This window comes from Serratia sp. TSA_130.1, assembly GCF_052691795.1.
Genome location: NZ_JBQZFS010000007.1, coordinates 53,062 through 69,442, shown reverse-complemented (window position 1 = coordinate 69,442; position 16,381 = coordinate 53,062). Strand labels below are relative to the sequence as shown.

General features: G+C 47.0%; 11 protein-coding genes and 1 other RNA gene. 7 read left to right on the top strand and 5 right to left on the bottom strand.

Features of this window, described 5'->3' with window-relative positions:
- Positions 1 to 14 precede the first annotated feature (14 nt).
- Together recN and bamE are read left to right on the top strand one after the other, a co-directional pair.
- Positions 15 to 1,676 (top strand): DNA repair protein RecN, encoded by a 1,662-nt coding sequence (recN, locus tag ACUTQY_RS20615; RefSeq protein WP_033644129.1) that lies wholly within the window; start codon positions 15 to 17, stop codon positions 1,674 to 1,676.
- A 240-nt stretch (positions 1,677 to 1,916) separates the two neighbouring features.
- Positions 1,917 to 2,255 (top strand): outer membrane protein assembly factor BamE, encoded by a 339-nt coding sequence (bamE, locus tag ACUTQY_RS20610; RefSeq protein WP_004929101.1) that lies wholly within the window; start codon positions 1,917 to 1,919, stop codon positions 2,253 to 2,255.
- A gap of 118 nt (positions 2,256 to 2,373) precedes the next feature.
- Here bamE and ACUTQY_RS20605 read toward each other — a convergent pair whose 3' ends face one another.
- Both ACUTQY_RS20605 and ACUTQY_RS20600 read right to left on the bottom strand, forming a co-directional pair.
- Positions 2,374 to 2,658 carry an RnfH family protein gene (locus tag ACUTQY_RS20605; protein WP_004929098.1) on the bottom strand — a complete coding sequence of 95 codons (285 nt, stop codon included), beginning with the start codon at positions 2,656 to 2,658 and terminating at the stop codon, positions 2,374 to 2,376.
- On the bottom strand, positions 2,651 to 3,085 hold the full coding sequence (locus ACUTQY_RS20600; RefSeq protein WP_004929096.1) for a type II toxin-antitoxin system RatA family toxin: 435 nt from the start codon (positions 3,083 to 3,085) through the stop codon (positions 2,651 to 2,653). The genes ACUTQY_RS20605 and ACUTQY_RS20600 overlap by 8 nt, the downstream gene beginning before the upstream one ends.
- Positions 3,086 to 3,246: 161 nt before the next feature.
- Between ACUTQY_RS20600 and smpB the strand changes: the two genes are divergently transcribed.
- From smpB to ACUTQY_RS20575, 5 genes are all read left to right on the top strand, one after another.
- The gene (gene smpB, locus ACUTQY_RS20595) at positions 3,247 to 3,729 is read left to right on the top strand and encodes an SsrA-binding protein SmpB (protein ID WP_033654311.1); all 483 of its coding nucleotides are present in this window, start codon (positions 3,247 to 3,249) and stop codon (positions 3,727 to 3,729) included.
- A 49-nt stretch (positions 3,730 to 3,778) separates the two neighbouring features.
- Positions 3,779 to 4,142: a transfer-messenger RNA gene (gene ssrA / locus ACUTQY_RS20590) on the top strand.
- Positions 4,143 to 4,345: 203 nt separating this feature from the next.
- Positions 4,346 to 5,587, top strand: a complete 1,242-nt coding sequence (locus ACUTQY_RS20585; protein WP_197779066.1) for an integrase domain-containing protein — start codon at positions 4,346 to 4,348, stop codon at positions 5,585 to 5,587.
- 390 nt (positions 5,588 to 5,977) lie between these two features.
- Complete coding sequence (locus ACUTQY_RS20580; protein WP_072055850.1) at positions 5,978 to 6,901, top strand: dCTP deaminase domain-containing protein; 924 nt, start codon at positions 5,978 to 5,980, stop codon at positions 6,899 to 6,901.
- Positions 6,898 to 7,476 carry a flavin reductase family protein gene (locus ACUTQY_RS20575; protein ID WP_072055851.1) on the top strand — a complete coding sequence of 193 codons (579 nt, stop codon included), beginning with the start codon at positions 6,898 to 6,900 and terminating at the stop codon, positions 7,474 to 7,476. The genes ACUTQY_RS20580 and ACUTQY_RS20575 overlap by 4 nt, the downstream gene beginning before the upstream one ends.
- A 541-nt stretch (positions 7,477 to 8,017) precedes the next feature.
- Here the strand turns inward: ACUTQY_RS20575 and ACUTQY_RS20570 are convergent.
- The 3 genes from ACUTQY_RS20570 to ACUTQY_RS20560 form a co-directional block, all read right to left on the bottom strand.
- Positions 8,018 to 11,992 carry an NACHT domain-containing protein gene (locus ACUTQY_RS20570; protein WP_072055853.1) on the bottom strand — a complete coding sequence of 1,325 codons (3,975 nt, stop codon included), beginning with the start codon at positions 11,990 to 11,992 and terminating at the stop codon, positions 8,018 to 8,020.
- 92 nt (positions 11,993 to 12,084) lie between these two features.
- Positions 12,085 to 14,061, bottom strand: coding sequence for a UvrD-helicase domain-containing protein (locus ACUTQY_RS20565; RefSeq protein WP_046687685.1), 1,977 nt, complete (start codon positions 14,059 to 14,061; stop codon positions 12,085 to 12,087).
- Positions 14,058 to 16,367 (bottom strand): AAA family ATPase, encoded by a 2,310-nt coding sequence (locus ACUTQY_RS20560; RefSeq protein ID WP_046687686.1) that lies wholly within the window; start codon positions 16,365 to 16,367, stop codon positions 14,058 to 14,060. The genes ACUTQY_RS20565 and ACUTQY_RS20560 overlap by 4 nt, the downstream gene beginning before the upstream one ends.
- Positions 16,368 to 16,381: the final 14 nt, after the last annotated feature.

The following is a 16,381-nucleotide window of genomic DNA, read 5'->3' as shown; positions in this document are numbered from 1 at the left end:
ACAGGAAGGTTCCCATGCTGGCGCAATTAACCATCAGCAACTTTGCTATCGTTCGTGAGTTGGAAATCGATTTTCAACCGGGCATGACGGCGATCACCGGTGAAACCGGCGCCGGCAAATCCATCGCCATCGATGCGCTGGGGCTGTGCCTCGGCAACCGCGCCGACGGCAACGTGGTTCGCCTGGGAGCCGCCCGTGCCGACATTTGCGCCCGCTTCTCGCTGGCGGACACCCCGTCCGCGCGCGCGTGGCTGGAGCAGAACCAGCTGGACGACAGCAACGAATGCCTGCTGCGGCGGGTGATCAACGCCGACGGCCGTTCGCGCGGCTTTATCAACGGCACCGCCGTGCCGCTGTCGCAGCTGCGCGAGCTGGGGCAACGCCTGATCCAAATACATGGCCAACACGCCCATCAGCTGCTGCTCAAGCCGGAGCACCAGAAAGCGCTGCTCGACGCCTACGCCGACGAGCCCGCCCTGCTGGCGGCGATGAGCCAGGCCTACCAACGCTGGCACCAGAGCTGCCGCGAGCTGGCGCACCATCAGCAGCAGTCCATCGAGCGCGAAGCGCGCAAGCAGCTGCTGCAATACCAATTGAAAGAGCTGAACGAATTCGCGCCGCAGGCCGGCGAGTTCGAACAGACCGACGCCGAGTACAAGCGCCTGGCCAACAGCGGCCAACTGCTGACCCTCAGCCAGCAAACGCTGCAGCTGCTGGCCGACAGCGACGAGAACAACATGCTCAGCCAGCTCTACAGCGCCAAGCACCTGCTGCTCGAGTTGGCCGGGCTGGACGACAAGCTCAGCGGCCTACTGGACATGCTGGAAGAGGCCTCTATCCAGATCAGCGAAGCCAGCGACGAGCTGCGCCACTACGCCGATCGCATGGATCTCGATCCCAACCGCCTGCACGAGCTGGAACAGCGCCTGTCGCGCCAAATCAGCCTGGCGCGCAAACATCAGGTCGCGCCGGAAGAGCTGCCGCAGCTGCATCAGCAGTTGCTGGATGAACAGCAGCTGCTTTCACAGCAGGAAAGCGACCATGAACACCTGAACGAGGCGGTCACCCTGCATCACCAGCAGGCGCTGGCGCTGGCAGAGCAGCTGCATCAGAAACGCCTGCATTACGCCGCCGAGCTGACCACGCTCATCACCGACAGCATGCAGGCGCTCTCCATGCCGCACGGCAAGTTCAACATCGATGTGCGCTTCGAACCGCAGCACCTGAGCGCCGAAGGAGCCAGCCGCACCGAGTTCTGCGTCTCCACCAACCCGGGGCAGCCGCTGCAACCGCTGGCGAAGGTCGCCTCCGGCGGTGAGCTGTCGCGCATCGCGCTGGCCATACAGGTGATCACCGCCCGCAAGATGGAAACCCCAGCGCTGATCTTCGATGAGGTGGACGTGGGCATCAGCGGCCCGACCGCCGCCATCGTTGGCCGCCTGCTGCGCCAGCTCGGCGAATCCACCCAGGTGATGTGCGTGACCCACCTGCCGCAGGTGGCCGGATGCGGGCATCAGCACCTGTTCGTCAGCAAACAGACCGACGGCACGGTCACCGAAACCCAGATGGCGCCGCTGGATAAACGCGCCCGGCTGCAGGAGCTGGCGCGCCTGCTCGGCGGCAGCGAAGTCACCCGTAATACGCTGGCGAACGCCAAAGAACTGCTGGCGGCATAAAAAAGCTCAACTTTTTCACTTTCCTGCGGTCTGACAGTGACGCTGTTGACCCGAAAGATATCTAAAGTGCGGCGCGGCGGCGATCCTAAGCCTCCTCAACGGCCTGAAACAGGCCAAGCGCTTGAGGTGCTGAAAGAAAGCCAACGCGTCGCAACGTGAAAGATGAAGGGTATAAAGGTTTCCAACTGCCGCAAGGTCTATTATCATCGGCATCCTATGCCCTAAAGGAATGTGATTACTATGCGCTGTAAAACGCTGACTGCCGCCGCTGTAGTTCTTGTGATGCTGACTGCAGGCTGTTCTACTTTTGAAAAGGTGGTTTATCGTCCTGACATCAACCAGGGGAACTACCTGACGTCGACCGACGTGGCGAAAATTCAGAAAGGGATGACCCAGCAACAGGTCGCTTACACATTGGGCACCCCAATGCTGCAAGACCCGTTCGGGACTCAGACGTGGTTCTATGTGTTCCGCCAGCAGCCTGGCCATGAAGACATCACCCAGCAGACGCTGACGCTGACCTTCGACAGCGCAGGCGTGTTGACCGATATCCAGAACAAACCGGCGCTGACCAAGTAATCGGCGCCGCCCGCTCTTTCGGCCCATGAGGGGGCATGATGTTCCTCATGACAGTCGCAGGCTGCAACGCGGAAGAGAAAATCAGTTTCAGATAAAAAAATAAGGCGCTCATAGCGCCTTATTTTTTTGCCTTTTCTGCCCGTTGCCGGCGCAGCTCTTTCGGATCGGCTATCAGCGGCCGGTAGATCTCCACCCGGTCGCCGTCGTTCAGCGTATCGCCCAGCTTGGCCGGGCGGCTGTAGATGCCGATTTTGTTGCTCTTGAGATCGATATCCTGGCGCAGCTCCAGCAGGCCCGAAGCCTGGATCGCCTGCTCGACGCTGCTGCCCTCGGCCAGTTTCACCTTGCGCAGGTACTGACGCTCCGGCAAGGCGTACACCACCTCGACCTGGATGTCAGACACTGTAGACCTCTTTCGCCCGCTGGGTAAATGCCTGCACCATGCTGCCCGCCAGCTCTTTGAACACCTTGCCGAATGCCAGCTCTATCAGTTTGTTGGTGAACTCGAAGTCCAGGTGCAGCTCCACCTTGCAGGCCTCTTCGCTCAGCGGCGTGAACTGCCAGCCACCCATCAGCTTGCGGAACGGACCATCGACCAGTTGCATATTGATGCTCTGGTTATCCAGCAGCGTATTGCGCGTGGTGAAGGTCTTGCTGATACCGGCCTTGGCGACGTCCACCGCGGCGGTCATTTCGTTGGAGGTAGCGTTAAGCACCCGGCTGCCGGTGCAACCTGGCAGAAAATCGGGATAAGAATGAACATCGTTAACCAACTGATACATCTGCTCGGCGCTGAACGGCACTAATGCAGACCGACTGATCTGGGGCATATCATTTCCTGTGAGACATAAAACGTACAGATAATACCATTTATCTGGCGGCAAACAAAAAATCTGCTAAGGGATGGGGGCGCCAAAAATGCGAAAAATTGCGCAGGTGCTGAACGGGAAAGGATTTCTTTCGCTGAAGCATCCAGTATAATGAACGCACTATGACAAAGAAAAAAGCACACAAACCCGGTTCCGCCACCATTGCTCAAAACAAGCGCGCGCGTTTCGAATACTTCATTGAAGAAGAGTTCGAGGCGGGCCTGTCGCTGCAAGGGTGGGAAGTTAAATCGCTGCGTGCAGGCAAAGCCAACCTCAGCGACAGCTACGTGACGTTCCGTGACGGTGAAGCCTATCTGTTTGGCGCCACCATCACCCCGCTCAACGTGGCTTCGTCGCATGTGGTGTGCGATCCGACGCGTACCCGTAAACTGCTGCTGAAACGACGCGAGCTGGATACCCTGCTCGGCCGCGTCAACCGCGATGGCTACACCGTGGTGGCCTTGTCCCTGTATTGGAAAAATGCCTGGAGCAAGATCAAGATCGGCGTAGCCAAAGGCAAGAAAGAGCACGACAAACGCGATGACATCAAAGATCGCGAATGGCAGACGGCGAAAGCCCGTATCATGAAGCATGCCAATCGTTAAGCCGCTGGCTTATCGAAGTAAACTTCTGGTATACTGCACAAAGTTACTTGGGGCTGATTCTGGATTCGACGGGATTTGCGAAGCCCTAGGAGCATGCCGAGGGGCGGTTGGCCTCGTAAAAAGCCGCAAAAAAATAGTCGCAAACGACGAAAACTACGCTTTAGCAGCTTAATACCCTGCTTAGAGCCCTCTCTCCCTAGCCTCCGCTCTTAGGACGGGGATCAAGAGAGGTCAAACCCAAAAGAGATCGCGTGGACGTCCTGCCTGGGGCTGAAGCGTTAAACTCAATCAGGCTAGTCTGTCAGTAGCGTGTCCATCCGCAGCTGGCCGGCGAATGTAAAGATTGGACTAAGCATGTAGTGCCGACGGTGTAGTAATTTCGGACGGGGGTTCAAATCCCCCCAGCTCCACCAAAATTCTCCATCGGTGATTACCAGAGTCATCCGATGAAGTCCTAAGAGCCCGCACGGCGCAAGCCCTGCGGGCTTTTTTGTGCCTTGAATTTGTCCCGCGAAGTCTGATGCCAACTAATTAAATCCGAACCTTTTAGGCCCATTGATAGGCCCAACGAAAAGCTCTATTGTTTTCGTTGGGCCTAAACGCAGGGAGACTCCCCATGGCAAGAAAAACTAAGCCGTTAACCGATACGGAAATCAAAGCCGCCAAACCTAAAGTTGCCGATTACCAGCTGTATGATGGTGACGGGCTTACTCTGCTAATCAAGTCCAGCGGCAGTAAGCTCTGGCAATTCCGTTACTATCGACCTCTGACAAAACAGCGAACCAAGCAAAGCTTTGGAGCCTATCCTGCTGTCTCCCTTTCTGATGCACGTAAACTCAAAGCTGAATCTCGAGTTCTGTTAGCGAAAGACATTGATCCTCAGGAACATCAGAAAGAACAGGTTAGAAATTCTCAAGAAGCCAAAACCAACACTTTCCTGTTAGTTGCGGAGCGTTGGTGGAATGTGAAGAAAGCCAGCGTAACAGAGGACTATGCCGACGATATCTGGCGATCGCTTGAGAGAGATGTTTTCCCGGCAATCGGTGATATCAGCGTCACTGAGATTAAGGCTCATACTCTGGTTAAAGCAGTTCAGCCGGTTCAGGCCAGAGGGGCATTAGAGACTGTTCGCCGCCTTTGTCAGCGTATTAACGAAGTCATGATTTATGCGCAGAACACAGGCCTGATTGATGCTGTTCCTAGTGTAAACATCGGAAAAGCTTTCGAGAAACCGCAAAAGAAAAACATGCCAAGCATCCGGCCGGATCAACTTCCGCAGCTAATGCAGACCATGCGTACGGCAAGTATCAGCCTGTCCACAAGATGCCTGTTCATGTGGCAACTTCTCACCATCACCCGCCCTGCCGAAGCTACTGAGGCTCGATGGGATGAGATCGATTTCAATGCTAGCGAATGGAAAATTCCTGCAGCTCGAATGAAGATGAACCGGGATCATACGGTTCCACTATCCGATGAGGCTCTCTCTATTCTGGAAATGATGAAGTCACTCAGTGGTGGCCGAGAGTTTATCTTTCCCAGTCGCATCAAACCAACCCAGCCAATGAACAGCCAAACAGTTAATGCCGCACTTAAGCGTGCTGGCTTAGGAGGCGTACTCGTATCACACGGTTTACGTTCTATCGCCAGTACGGCACTCAATGAGGAAGGATTTCCGCCTGATGTCATTGAAGCAGCACTGGCTCATGTAGATAAAAATGAGGTACGTCGCGCTTATAACCGCAGTGATTACCTTGAGCAACGTCGTCCTATGATGCAATGGTGGGCTGACTTTATTATGGCAGCAGATCGTGGGAGCATTATCAAAGGGGGAATGAAAGGAATGCGGTTGATCGGATGACTTATATGAACTCAGATGAGCCTAGACTTTTGGGCTGATCTGGAGAATTATTATATTTCCATCCGGTATGTGTTTTGGTTTCAACGAGTCGATGCAGTGCAAAGCCAAAAGCGGGTCTCGTCGTTGAACTGACCCAGCACCTGCAGCGTGTTGCGCGATAAAAAGCACATTTCTGTTGAAGCCTTTCCACTTACATAACGGGATACGATCACGTGCACTAGGATAAGCTGGAGTTACCGAGCTAAAAAATGATATTTTCAATTTCAACATATAAAACTCCCCAGTTATGCAACTTTACTTGTATCGCATTGATCGTGCTTGATATAGTAATGGAAAGTTCTAATAGATTTGATCTATTCATTTAAAACAAGATTAGTCAAGGAAAATCTAATGACACTTTTATGCGATAAAGAATATCCCAATGGTATGTTAACGGATAACTTTATTAAAAAAGCATTGTCGCAATTATTTTGTGAGAATGCAGATGAAACCAAAGCTAAATATTCAACATATGAGTTATCTTTAGATGCTGGTTTTGAGCTCATCAAATATGACGACAAAGGTAATATTCAACGAAATGAAAAAGAAGAGTCTACTGGGAAAGTTTGCGCAAACCCTGGCGATACCATACTAGTCTACTCTAAAGAAGTTTTTTCTTTACCTAAAAATGTCTATGCTCGAGTAAATACTGTCGGGCAGATTTTTATGGCTGGATTTTCAGCTGAAAATACTTATGTTGATCCGGGATTTACAGGTCAGATATCTATCACGTTAATCAATAACTCCAACCGAACTTTAACAATGGATGAAGGGATTCCCCTTGCCAGGGTTGAGTTTATAAAATTATCAGATGAACCATCAATAACTCATAAAGGAAGGAGTGGTGTACGAGCGACAAAAGTTAAGCAAAGTATTGATAAGGAGTTAACGTCTGCTTTCGAAAAAGTTGAGTTAAAAGAATTATTCGATGAAATTAAAAATTCTATAGCAATTGATGCTATACAAAAAAAATCCGTTCGGACAGATATTGCATTATCAAGGGCATATATAAAGCTGGTTTCTGATATTGATTCAATTGATAGCTTATTAAGAAAACAAGAAAAAAAGATCAAATATTGGTCTTGGCTGGCATCATTAGGCTTGGGCACTGCATCTGCGTTTTGGATAGATAAATTTGGATTAACGACTATTGTGGCTGGCTGGATTAATAGCGACTCGAATCAACCTATGTGGTGGGTTGTAATTATCAACATTGTTTGTTCTATAATTGCTACTTTCCTATATGAGAAAGTTTTGAGAAGATTTATTAAATGATTAAAATCACCCGCAAAAAACTCAGGGAATATTATCAACCTAGTAAAATAATGCTAGGCATTTTTTCCGATCTTGAATTAAATAGATTTAATATTATTACGTTATGCTTTACAACTACGTGCTCTTATAATCCACCGATGATATCGATATCAATAGAAGATAGGAATTATTCTTATCACTTAGCTGAGCAATCTAAGGAAGTGGTTTTAGCTATTCCAGGAAAGTCGTTAGCCAATGAAGCCATGCAGTGCGGTTTTTATAGCGGTCGAGATGTCGATAAATTTTCGACGTGTGGATTTACAAAATTAGAGTTGCCTAATGTTGAGATACCTGGCATAGCTGAAGCCATTGCCAATATCGAAGTTAAAGTCATTAATCGTATCAAAACAGGTGATCATATAACCTTGTTTTGTGAAGTGTTAGGTTATCACTTAAATAAGAAAATAGTTGAAAAAAATTTAGTATCTATCGGTCCAAATACGCTTGGATATGATTTATTAGTTAAGAAAGGAATGCATAGAATCGGAGTCGTAAATGGTGATGATGATAAATACATCGATTTTTTCAACAATTAAACATGAATTTTAGTAGCTATATTTTGGGCATTGAAAAATGCCCAAAATATAACATCCTGGATTAAGTGAATTTGTAATTTTCAAACTAATAAAAATTATCTCTACGGTAAATATCTAATTCAATCTTTTTTTGACGTGTAAAAATTAGTTTTTACAACAATTTTTCTTGCATTCCCCAAACTATCTAAAAACCCACCCTTGCTCGATATAGGTCCCATCATTGATGAATTGTGAGTTCGCGATGTAAGTATCCCTAATATGTACTATTCGTCAGTATCCCACTTGACCATCGGATCTCAGATTGAGCATCTTGCTAGACTTTGTTAAGGAAGAAATCCGAACCATATACTTTGATCCAAGAATAAAAGCAGTAGGTGGAAATACTAGATCGTGCTACCAAGCAAGGAATAGAGTGACCATTATTAACTTTCTGTTTGGCCGCTATAATTTTAAACTCCTTAGGATAATGCTTACCTCACATGGTCACCTCACTTTAAACCACTTTAAATGACTATTAGGTGTCTGTTGAACCAGCGGCGATTCAGTTGGTATCATTGAGAGTCAAAGAAGACAGCACTGAAAGTGCATTTTCCCTGATTTCAACTTCTGAATCCGTTAAAAGCTCTCGTGCGTACATTTCGATTTGATCATTATTGAGATATCGTCTGTTAAGAAGTGCCATGCACGCAAAACGTAACTCTGCAGACTGATGCTTAAGAAACGGAACAAGCTCCATTACTGTCTTAGCATTTAAATTGATATTACTGATAATCTTACCTAACAATTTGCCTTTACAGGCTCCTTCACTGACCCAATTCGTGAGGTTTTGTTGTAAATCGACAGATTCAGCCAAAGCATCGAGCAATGCTTTCTCACCTGCACTGCGGATGGGACTGCGCTTCTCCTGCACCATATCCAGAATGAGCTCCACATCATTCTGACTGAAATTCTGCATTAAAATCTGAGCAAGAACATCCCGAGGGCTATCCGAATCAATTCCGACTCCATCTGGAGAAGTTTTCTCCAGCTGTTTCCAATCTTCATAAATAATCCGAAGCTCAATCAATAATGCTTTAGATGGTGGGAGTTTGGTCGCAAATTTTGCGGCAGCGATTGCAATGTCCATAGATTCATTTCGCAGCCCTTGCTTTACAATTTTCTCATGACGCAAGTCGAAGGGGGAAATGAGTGCATCGTATAGATATGAACAACCTTTGTCAGGAATAGATGTTTCCAGCCGGTGGAGGATAAATTCCTGCCATTTCGATTCAGACATGTCTTTTATGAGCTCGACAGCTAAATACAAGGCCAGTCCATGACCTCTCATAATGATTTTTTCTATACATTCCAAGACGCGTGGATGACTGATGTGCTCATGTAGAACGAGTGCTGCTAAAACACTGTAGTACTCATGGTCTAGTAAAATTAACGAACACAAACTATCAAAATCGGACTCGTCAATTTCAACTTTTTCAGGAGCCAAATCTATATCGACAACAGGTAGCCGGAAAAAATAGGAATTGAGTACCGATTTGTTACTGAGACCGTGTTTTTTCAACATAGCGGCTTGATACTTTATTTTTTCAGGCTCAAGTCCTACGGACCTGGCAACTTGATACAGAAATATGCGTAGATAAACGACATCTTCATTAAAACATCCTAAACGATGTAATCCACTTAACGACAGTTGATGAAAACCAGATACTGTCATAAATGCGCCAAGCTCAATCATCTTCTCTGGCAAAATATCATTCTGATCCGAAACGTCATACTCGTCGGCTAATAGAGATAGGAAATTTAAACACTCCCGATCAATTACGTCGTATGCATTCATAAAATCTTGGTTCAGGAACGAATAACGAGACACCTCATTTTCTAACTCAATACCCGCCTCTTGATAGAGTTTCAGAAGCTGCAGAAGGCAGCTGGCTGAAACGCCTCTTCCTTTATCTATTATGGCAGTGAGAACGACCAGTCCTGCTTCTTTAGGATCTCGTAGGATAACCTTTGCTGCGCCTAAAACGATGCAGTTTTTTACGTGCTGACCAGAAATGAAATCAAAGATAGAGTTTCCTTTTTGCAGTCGTATTGGCCATTTCGACTTTATACTATTCAATACAGTTACCGCATCATGATAGCTGACCTCATCCGGGGAACCTGTCAGGAGGCATCCCCAAGCGACAAGCCAAAGCCAGCCATCCTGTGAGTTGAGGTTTGAAGTCACATGATCGCGCACAACATCCCAGTTTTGTTCTGCAATTTGGCAAAGCGAATCTCCTGCGTTAAACAAACTTATAGATGATGTCGCAGCTTTCCAGCAACAATCAGCAAAAACACTTAGTGACTCTGGCGTTACTGGTAACCCCGCGTCAATAATAATTTTGTGTGCTTCTCGTAATCCTTTTGTCGCTGCAGTATCGCCATTGACTATCAATTCACTCCATACATCAAGAATCTCTTGAACCAGACCAAGGTGACTTGCAAAAGAAAGCGTCTCACGTTTTGATTCATGCCGTATAACTTTTATTAGTAAATCACGTTGCGCATTATGCGGCTGTCCTTTGATGAAAACTGCAGCAGCATACTCAGCAAACGTTTTATGCACAAAAGTCACCGCTTCTTGATCTAAAGTATGTACTCGTTCGATAGCTCCCACAGACTCCCAGTAATTAAAGCAGGCATCAACCTTGTTCATGCAATCGAGTCGGCTCCCTTGAGTTTCATTTTGCCACTCAGAAACACAACGCTCGGATGTTGTATCAAAAGGTTCTGTTCCATGCTCTAGCAAAACCCATCCTAACAAATTGATAAACCAGTTCCGATCAGCCGCTGTTGGTAGAGAATTGACAGAACGCGTTGAAGGAAATGACTCAAGTAATTTAAATAACTGTCTGTACAGCGAGCTACGGGAGGTACCGGGTTCAATTCCTTTTGAAGACAAGGATGCCAGCATCGTCAGAATTAGTGGACTTCTGGCAGCAACCCCCTTCAGATGTTGGGACTTCATCTGTTCTTTCGCGTGAACGAGTGCTTGGGATCGAGCCTCGGAGCTGTCAAAATTAAGTGCGGCCATTACTTGTGTAATAGCGTCATCTGCCTGAGAGTCTTCCAGAGGAAGAAGCTCATAATGTCTCCACTCAGCAAGTAACCCAGGCTGATAACCCACAGGGCGGCTAGTAAGTAAGATTCTTGCTTTGGGATAGGCCACAGCAAATCTATGCAATGCATCGGTAATTGTTTTTTGACTTGAACCACATTCATCAAGCCCATCACATAAAATGACCGCATCCTGCAAATCAACAGTTCGATAGGTCAATCCCGAATCACTAAGTGCGACGTCAACCAACGCCTCTTCAAAAGGAATCCCTTTATGTTTAATTAAAGAAGCTATTCTTGTAAGGGAAGCTAGTAACACCAGATAGCATTCTGATGCATACTCAATTCCAATACGGCGGAGGAGCATCGATTTGCCTATCCCTGGACCACCAATAATTATTCCTTTTTTAATGTATCTTCCCAAGGTACAGGCATCGAACTTTTGACTTGAGTGCCGGTTGCCCGCTGAATAGCTGTGATAATTAACTAGAGCCTGTGATAAGTCATTAGGAAACGTTTCCAGATCCTTAATGACTGCGGTTTTTAGTGGGATCCAACAGGACTTTAGTGAAACAGGTTTAACTTGGCCGGGAATACTGAATTGCGAATAGCTTGCCTCAAACCATTTAGAGATTGTTGCTCTTAGCTGAATTCCACAGTCAATGGAATTAGTTTTAATGTCTAAATTGTTAAGTCTGAATTCATTCAGTAAAGAAGATATTGTTACCCTACCCCGTATCCTGATGAGTTTCCGAGCGTGTTCAACAAGCATGCCCCATGCTTGATAAGGCTCGCAGAATAGTTGTTGAAGCTGGTTAATAGCATTGGTTTCTTCACTATTGTTTCCCTCGACTGCAGCAACTGTAATAATTCGCAGAGAATTACATACACGGGTTAGCTCTTCAATATTGAGTCCAGATTTTTCAACGAACTCGTGGCCGATTTTATGGAGTCCATCCTTCCTTCCTGTACCAATACGTATAATGTTCTCTGCGAGATTTGTACGTATCGTTGCACTACTATTAGGACAGACAACCAACACTCCTGAATTAATTTCTTCTTTATGGATCGCTTGTACCAAAGCATTAAGCGCCTCCCACAAATCGGTGCCGCTTCTCAGGCCACGTTTAGCCTGAATTTCAACTGTTTTTCCGTTTTTGGTGAGTAATGAAATGTCGTCACCAGGTCCCCCTGTTTCAGCATCAACTAGGCATGGAACATCGTTAAGGATATCGCTTAACCAGGTTATTTTTCGTTCTGACAGCAGATAAATCATCGTGATTGCGATAACGCGAGCTTGAAAATCTAACCCTCGCTCAGCGGCACTCCCCCCTACCGCGGATTTTTTGTTTTGCCCCTCCCCCTCTTGTTCAGATTGTTTAGTTTTTTTCGGGGTGTTATCTGTCACTGTGTTTTTCATTACTGTCTCTTAGAGCGCTTACGGCTTAGGTAAATGTTCAAGCAAAATGTTATTTTACGATCATAGGCATAAGTAACATAGTTACTATGAATTCAGCGACTAAGGCCGGTGACCAGACACTCTGGAATGACCTGTATTTCATCTTTAGTAAACCACATGCTCTCCTCGATTCGAGCCATTGCGGCAGTTGGATCGGACGACCAAAGCACTAAGGCGAGCGATTCTTGCGCACGGCTGCAAGTCACGTACAGCAAGCGTAAAGTCCGATCTATTGTTGTCTCCTTACCAGACTCTGCATTCTTTTTATCTGTTGGACTTAACTCCGCACCACCAAAAAATTTGTCGTACTTAATGAGATTTCCACCAGCAAGAGCATCATCCATTACAACCATGACGTGCTTGAACTCAGAGCCTTTAACTACCTGATGTGTTGCGAGCTCAGAAATCCCAGCAAGGTAATTCCGATAGCACTTAAGTTGTTTCCATGGCGCAGCAAACAGTGCACACCATCCACGGCGGACTCTTGTTTGCTTTGACTCATCCTCACCTCGTCCAGGTGCTGGCGGGGCTGGTGACTTGTCGGCATAAGCCTCCTGAAGGCGATGATCTACTTCAAATAATTTTGCATTTAAAACTGGTGCTAATACTTCAGCGACCGTTGACTCAGGGTTGGCGCAAGCCATTGCAAATACCGCTATCGCCTCAAGCATTTCATCAGTACGGTAAACTCTTGCATCTGAGTCCTCAGGCATATTATCTAAACCGCCATAACGTCGAAAAACCTCGGTGGCCTTAAACTCATTAACGATTCCTTCATTACTGACACAGGCTTCTAAATGCGCCAGCTCATTAAGCAAAATTTGTACTGTTGAAGGCCCCTTATTGTCCCCACTGCCAGATGGTGCTGCAGCGTTGGGATCTAACAAAACCATTGCCTCATAAACATCAAGAAACGAGCCACGAGTGGCGACAAGCTTATGCTCAAGCGCAAGCAACTGATATTGCCCTTGATTCCAATCTGCTATACCACTAATTTGAAACATTCGCTCTGCGCACCAGCGTTCACTAAGCACTTTATCCTCTGGACTTCGTGATGTATCCCCCAAGAAGAGCCGAACCGTTCCACCAGCTTTTTCCGTTCGGGGATGTTGTGCTGAACCCTTTGTTGGTTGCGTCCTGCCTTCAAGTTCTGTTTCCCAGATTTTATTAATCAGCGTGACTATCCGTCGTTGACTGCGATGATTCATTTGTAACTCAGGCGTTGCCCAGCTTTCCGGAACAATGCTTGGAAGATCGGCATGACCATCCATATAAATTCGTTGTCGATGATCTCCCAGCAGACCAAGAGTCAAATCTCTCTCCCGTTTTTTGGCAAGCACCATCAAGGAGTCCAATACACCTTTCATCGTGTCCTGCGACTCATCAATCAATATTATTGGATGTCGATCTTTAAGAATGGATTGGAGTGTTGGCTTATTTTGAAGCAACCAAGCTGTCGCATCGAGTACGTAATTGTGCGGTAGTGCGCCAGGCCCATATGTATTGCGATCAGGATGGTAATTGAATACTTCTGTTGTCCGAAGATCCTCAATTTCATTCGTGATTTCGTCAAGGTCACGCTGTTTTGCTGCAGTAATACCCTTCGGTTTCGCTTGTGCCTCTGCGGTCTCTTTAGCGAGTTGAGCTTCTTTTAATGCTATAAGGGACTCGCGAATGTCATCGTTGAACCCATTAATTAACTCCCAGCAAAACGAATGGATGGTAGACACACTGACTAAATTATTGTCCCCAAGACGTCCGTTGATTACAGACACAGCATTCTTGGTGTAGGTCACAACTCTAATCGAACGCCCATACATCTTCAGGGAGCGTGCTAATTGTCCCCCCTTCTCATGCTCAGTCACACCAGTAAGGCGACGTAAAACTTCTACCAAAGTTCGTGTTTTACCAGAACCAGCACCTGCAAAAAGGAAGTAGTTACGAGGTGGTATGTCTGTAAGGTAGCCGCAGATCTCTTCAACTACTCCTGCATCGCGATCATTGCCGTCAAGGATTGGTGAGTTAGTCATGGCATCACCTCCTTGCCTGGCTCAAGCTGTGTCTGGAGCCATTCCAATGCATCCACGATATATTTAGGGCAGACTATCGGCTCATCCGCAGCAACCATTTCAAAGATACTTGCGGCAAAGTCTCCTTTATTAAAAGATCCATGCATTAATTTATGCAGAGCCGCGAGTAGTTCTGGAATATTATCATTTTCAGCGACCTCTCTTGCTACTGAGCCCAGCGCACCCTTCGGCGGTTTGATTTGCTTCCCATCGCCATCGACTTTTTCATCAATAAGTTGCTTAAACCAAGGGATATTTCTAAGAATTAGAGAGTCTTCAAAAGTACTTGGCCATTGACCATCAGCTTCGGCTACAGGCAACTGCCATGCAAAACGTACAGAACATTCAGCAATTTCTTTCCAGACAAGATGCTCATTTTTCGGGTTCTTGAAATCCTCAAGCTGTTGCAGCTTAGGGTGCCATCCGCGAAGAGTCGGGTTCCCACATTGCAGTCCGGGTTGTCCTGTATTAGCTACAGCAACTAAGGTTGTAGTCGGATCCCCATTTTTTTTAGGCTTACCTGGTCTTTCTTCAACTGGATCGATATCAGTAATAATTACAGTTGGAATACGGAGTCTTTCAACGAGAGATCTTAGCCGATGAGCATGGCTGCCACCAATATCTAGGAAGGACAGATAGCGACTGTTGAGTGTTGCAAAATCTCTTTCAATGAAAAGAGGTAACAGCATTCGCTCAGCAACCCCCTCGACAAAGATTGCAGCATTGGCAAATAAAAGATCTGTGTGTTGAACGCGAAAATAACGTTCAGCGAATTGACGGGTCGTTTTATCATCACCAAAAACTTGCCCAAGATTAACCACCTCAGTGGTAGGCATGTTTTGTTCTTCACTCTTAGCAATACGGCGAACATATCGTAGCCGGTCAAAATTTTCAGCATGTGCTAGATGACTAGAATGAGTACTGATAATCAATTGGCTTTTAAGACCTGACTCATTGCTACCGTTAGGACTGATTAGCTTATGTGCCTTCCCCGGGAAAATACGCTGTACCTGTACGTGCAAATGAGCCTCGGGCTCCTCAATCATAACCAGATGAACAGGAGCTGGAGCGCCCTTTTCAGGATTTAAGCGAGCAGCTTTGAAAGAAACTAGTTGGTAACTAAGGGACTGTAAATTCTGATAACCGAGACCAATGGAATATTCCGGAAGAAGTTCTTCTAGTGAATCCTTCTGCATGCTGTATTGAACAGCTGTCCCATGGTCGAGTAATTCGGCTGTCTGTATGCGGGTGCGGAAACGAATCTCTTGGGGGTCGTGCAGGCCGGGGTACCCAAGCTCTTTAACCTCTTCTACCGATGGTCCAATAGCCTCATGAATCTTTTTATCTAGTTCCTGCTGGGCATCAGCAACAGCTTTTATGAGGTCAGCTCGGTGCCCATGACCTGTTGCTGCCACATTTAGATGCTGTCGAGCAAATTTGAGAAGCTGATTGGAGAATAAACCTATTCGATGGGGGCCAGAAGCAGACCGGGAATCAGCTTCCTCACTACCAAGGCCACGCTGTGCGGCCACAAAATCTACTTTTATAAGTTTCTGCAGATGCTTACGATCAATTGGGCTAGAGTCAGCATCCAGTACCTGGCTAACGTAGGTCTTTATTCCGTCCAAAGGGTTGTTATCGGCATCTAACTTATAGGCCCAAACTTGGCCGAGTTGAGAAGGTTCTCGCAGCCAAAAATCAAGAAGATCAATCGGCCACGCAAGCGAATCCTTTCCCATATCCTTCACAGGTATTCTCGTCAGGTGATACTTCCAAGCCAACTGCTTCAGATCCTCAATGTTCGAAGCAGGTTCCAGACGCAATCGGACACCTACCCCGCCCCCCTTCCAACTGAATTTTGACAAGAACGGGGAGACATAATGGAACATACCGGCCTTAGCATCGAACCATAGATCTAGCGTTGGCATCGCCGAAAGTAAGGTTTCAAGTTGCTCTTCCCATTCACCTTCGGATGCGCCAGACGTAGACGGGTCTTCTTCTAATGCGTCCCAAGCTCTTCCAAGTTCCCGCAATTTTGGCCATTGAGAAACACTGATGTCGAAAGCACCAAATGACGAGCCATCTGCAAGGAAGTGGCGCAGTGCTGCCAGAATTGATGTTTTGCCGCTATTATTAGCACCGACGAGAATAGTAGTCTTAGGATCAATCTCAAGTTGGACCTTACCAAGTCGGCGGAACTGGCAAAGCTCAACAAACCGAAGGGATATCTGCCCAGATAATGATGTAGTGGCGTCTGCTGCTGACATTGTGGCTCCTCTCA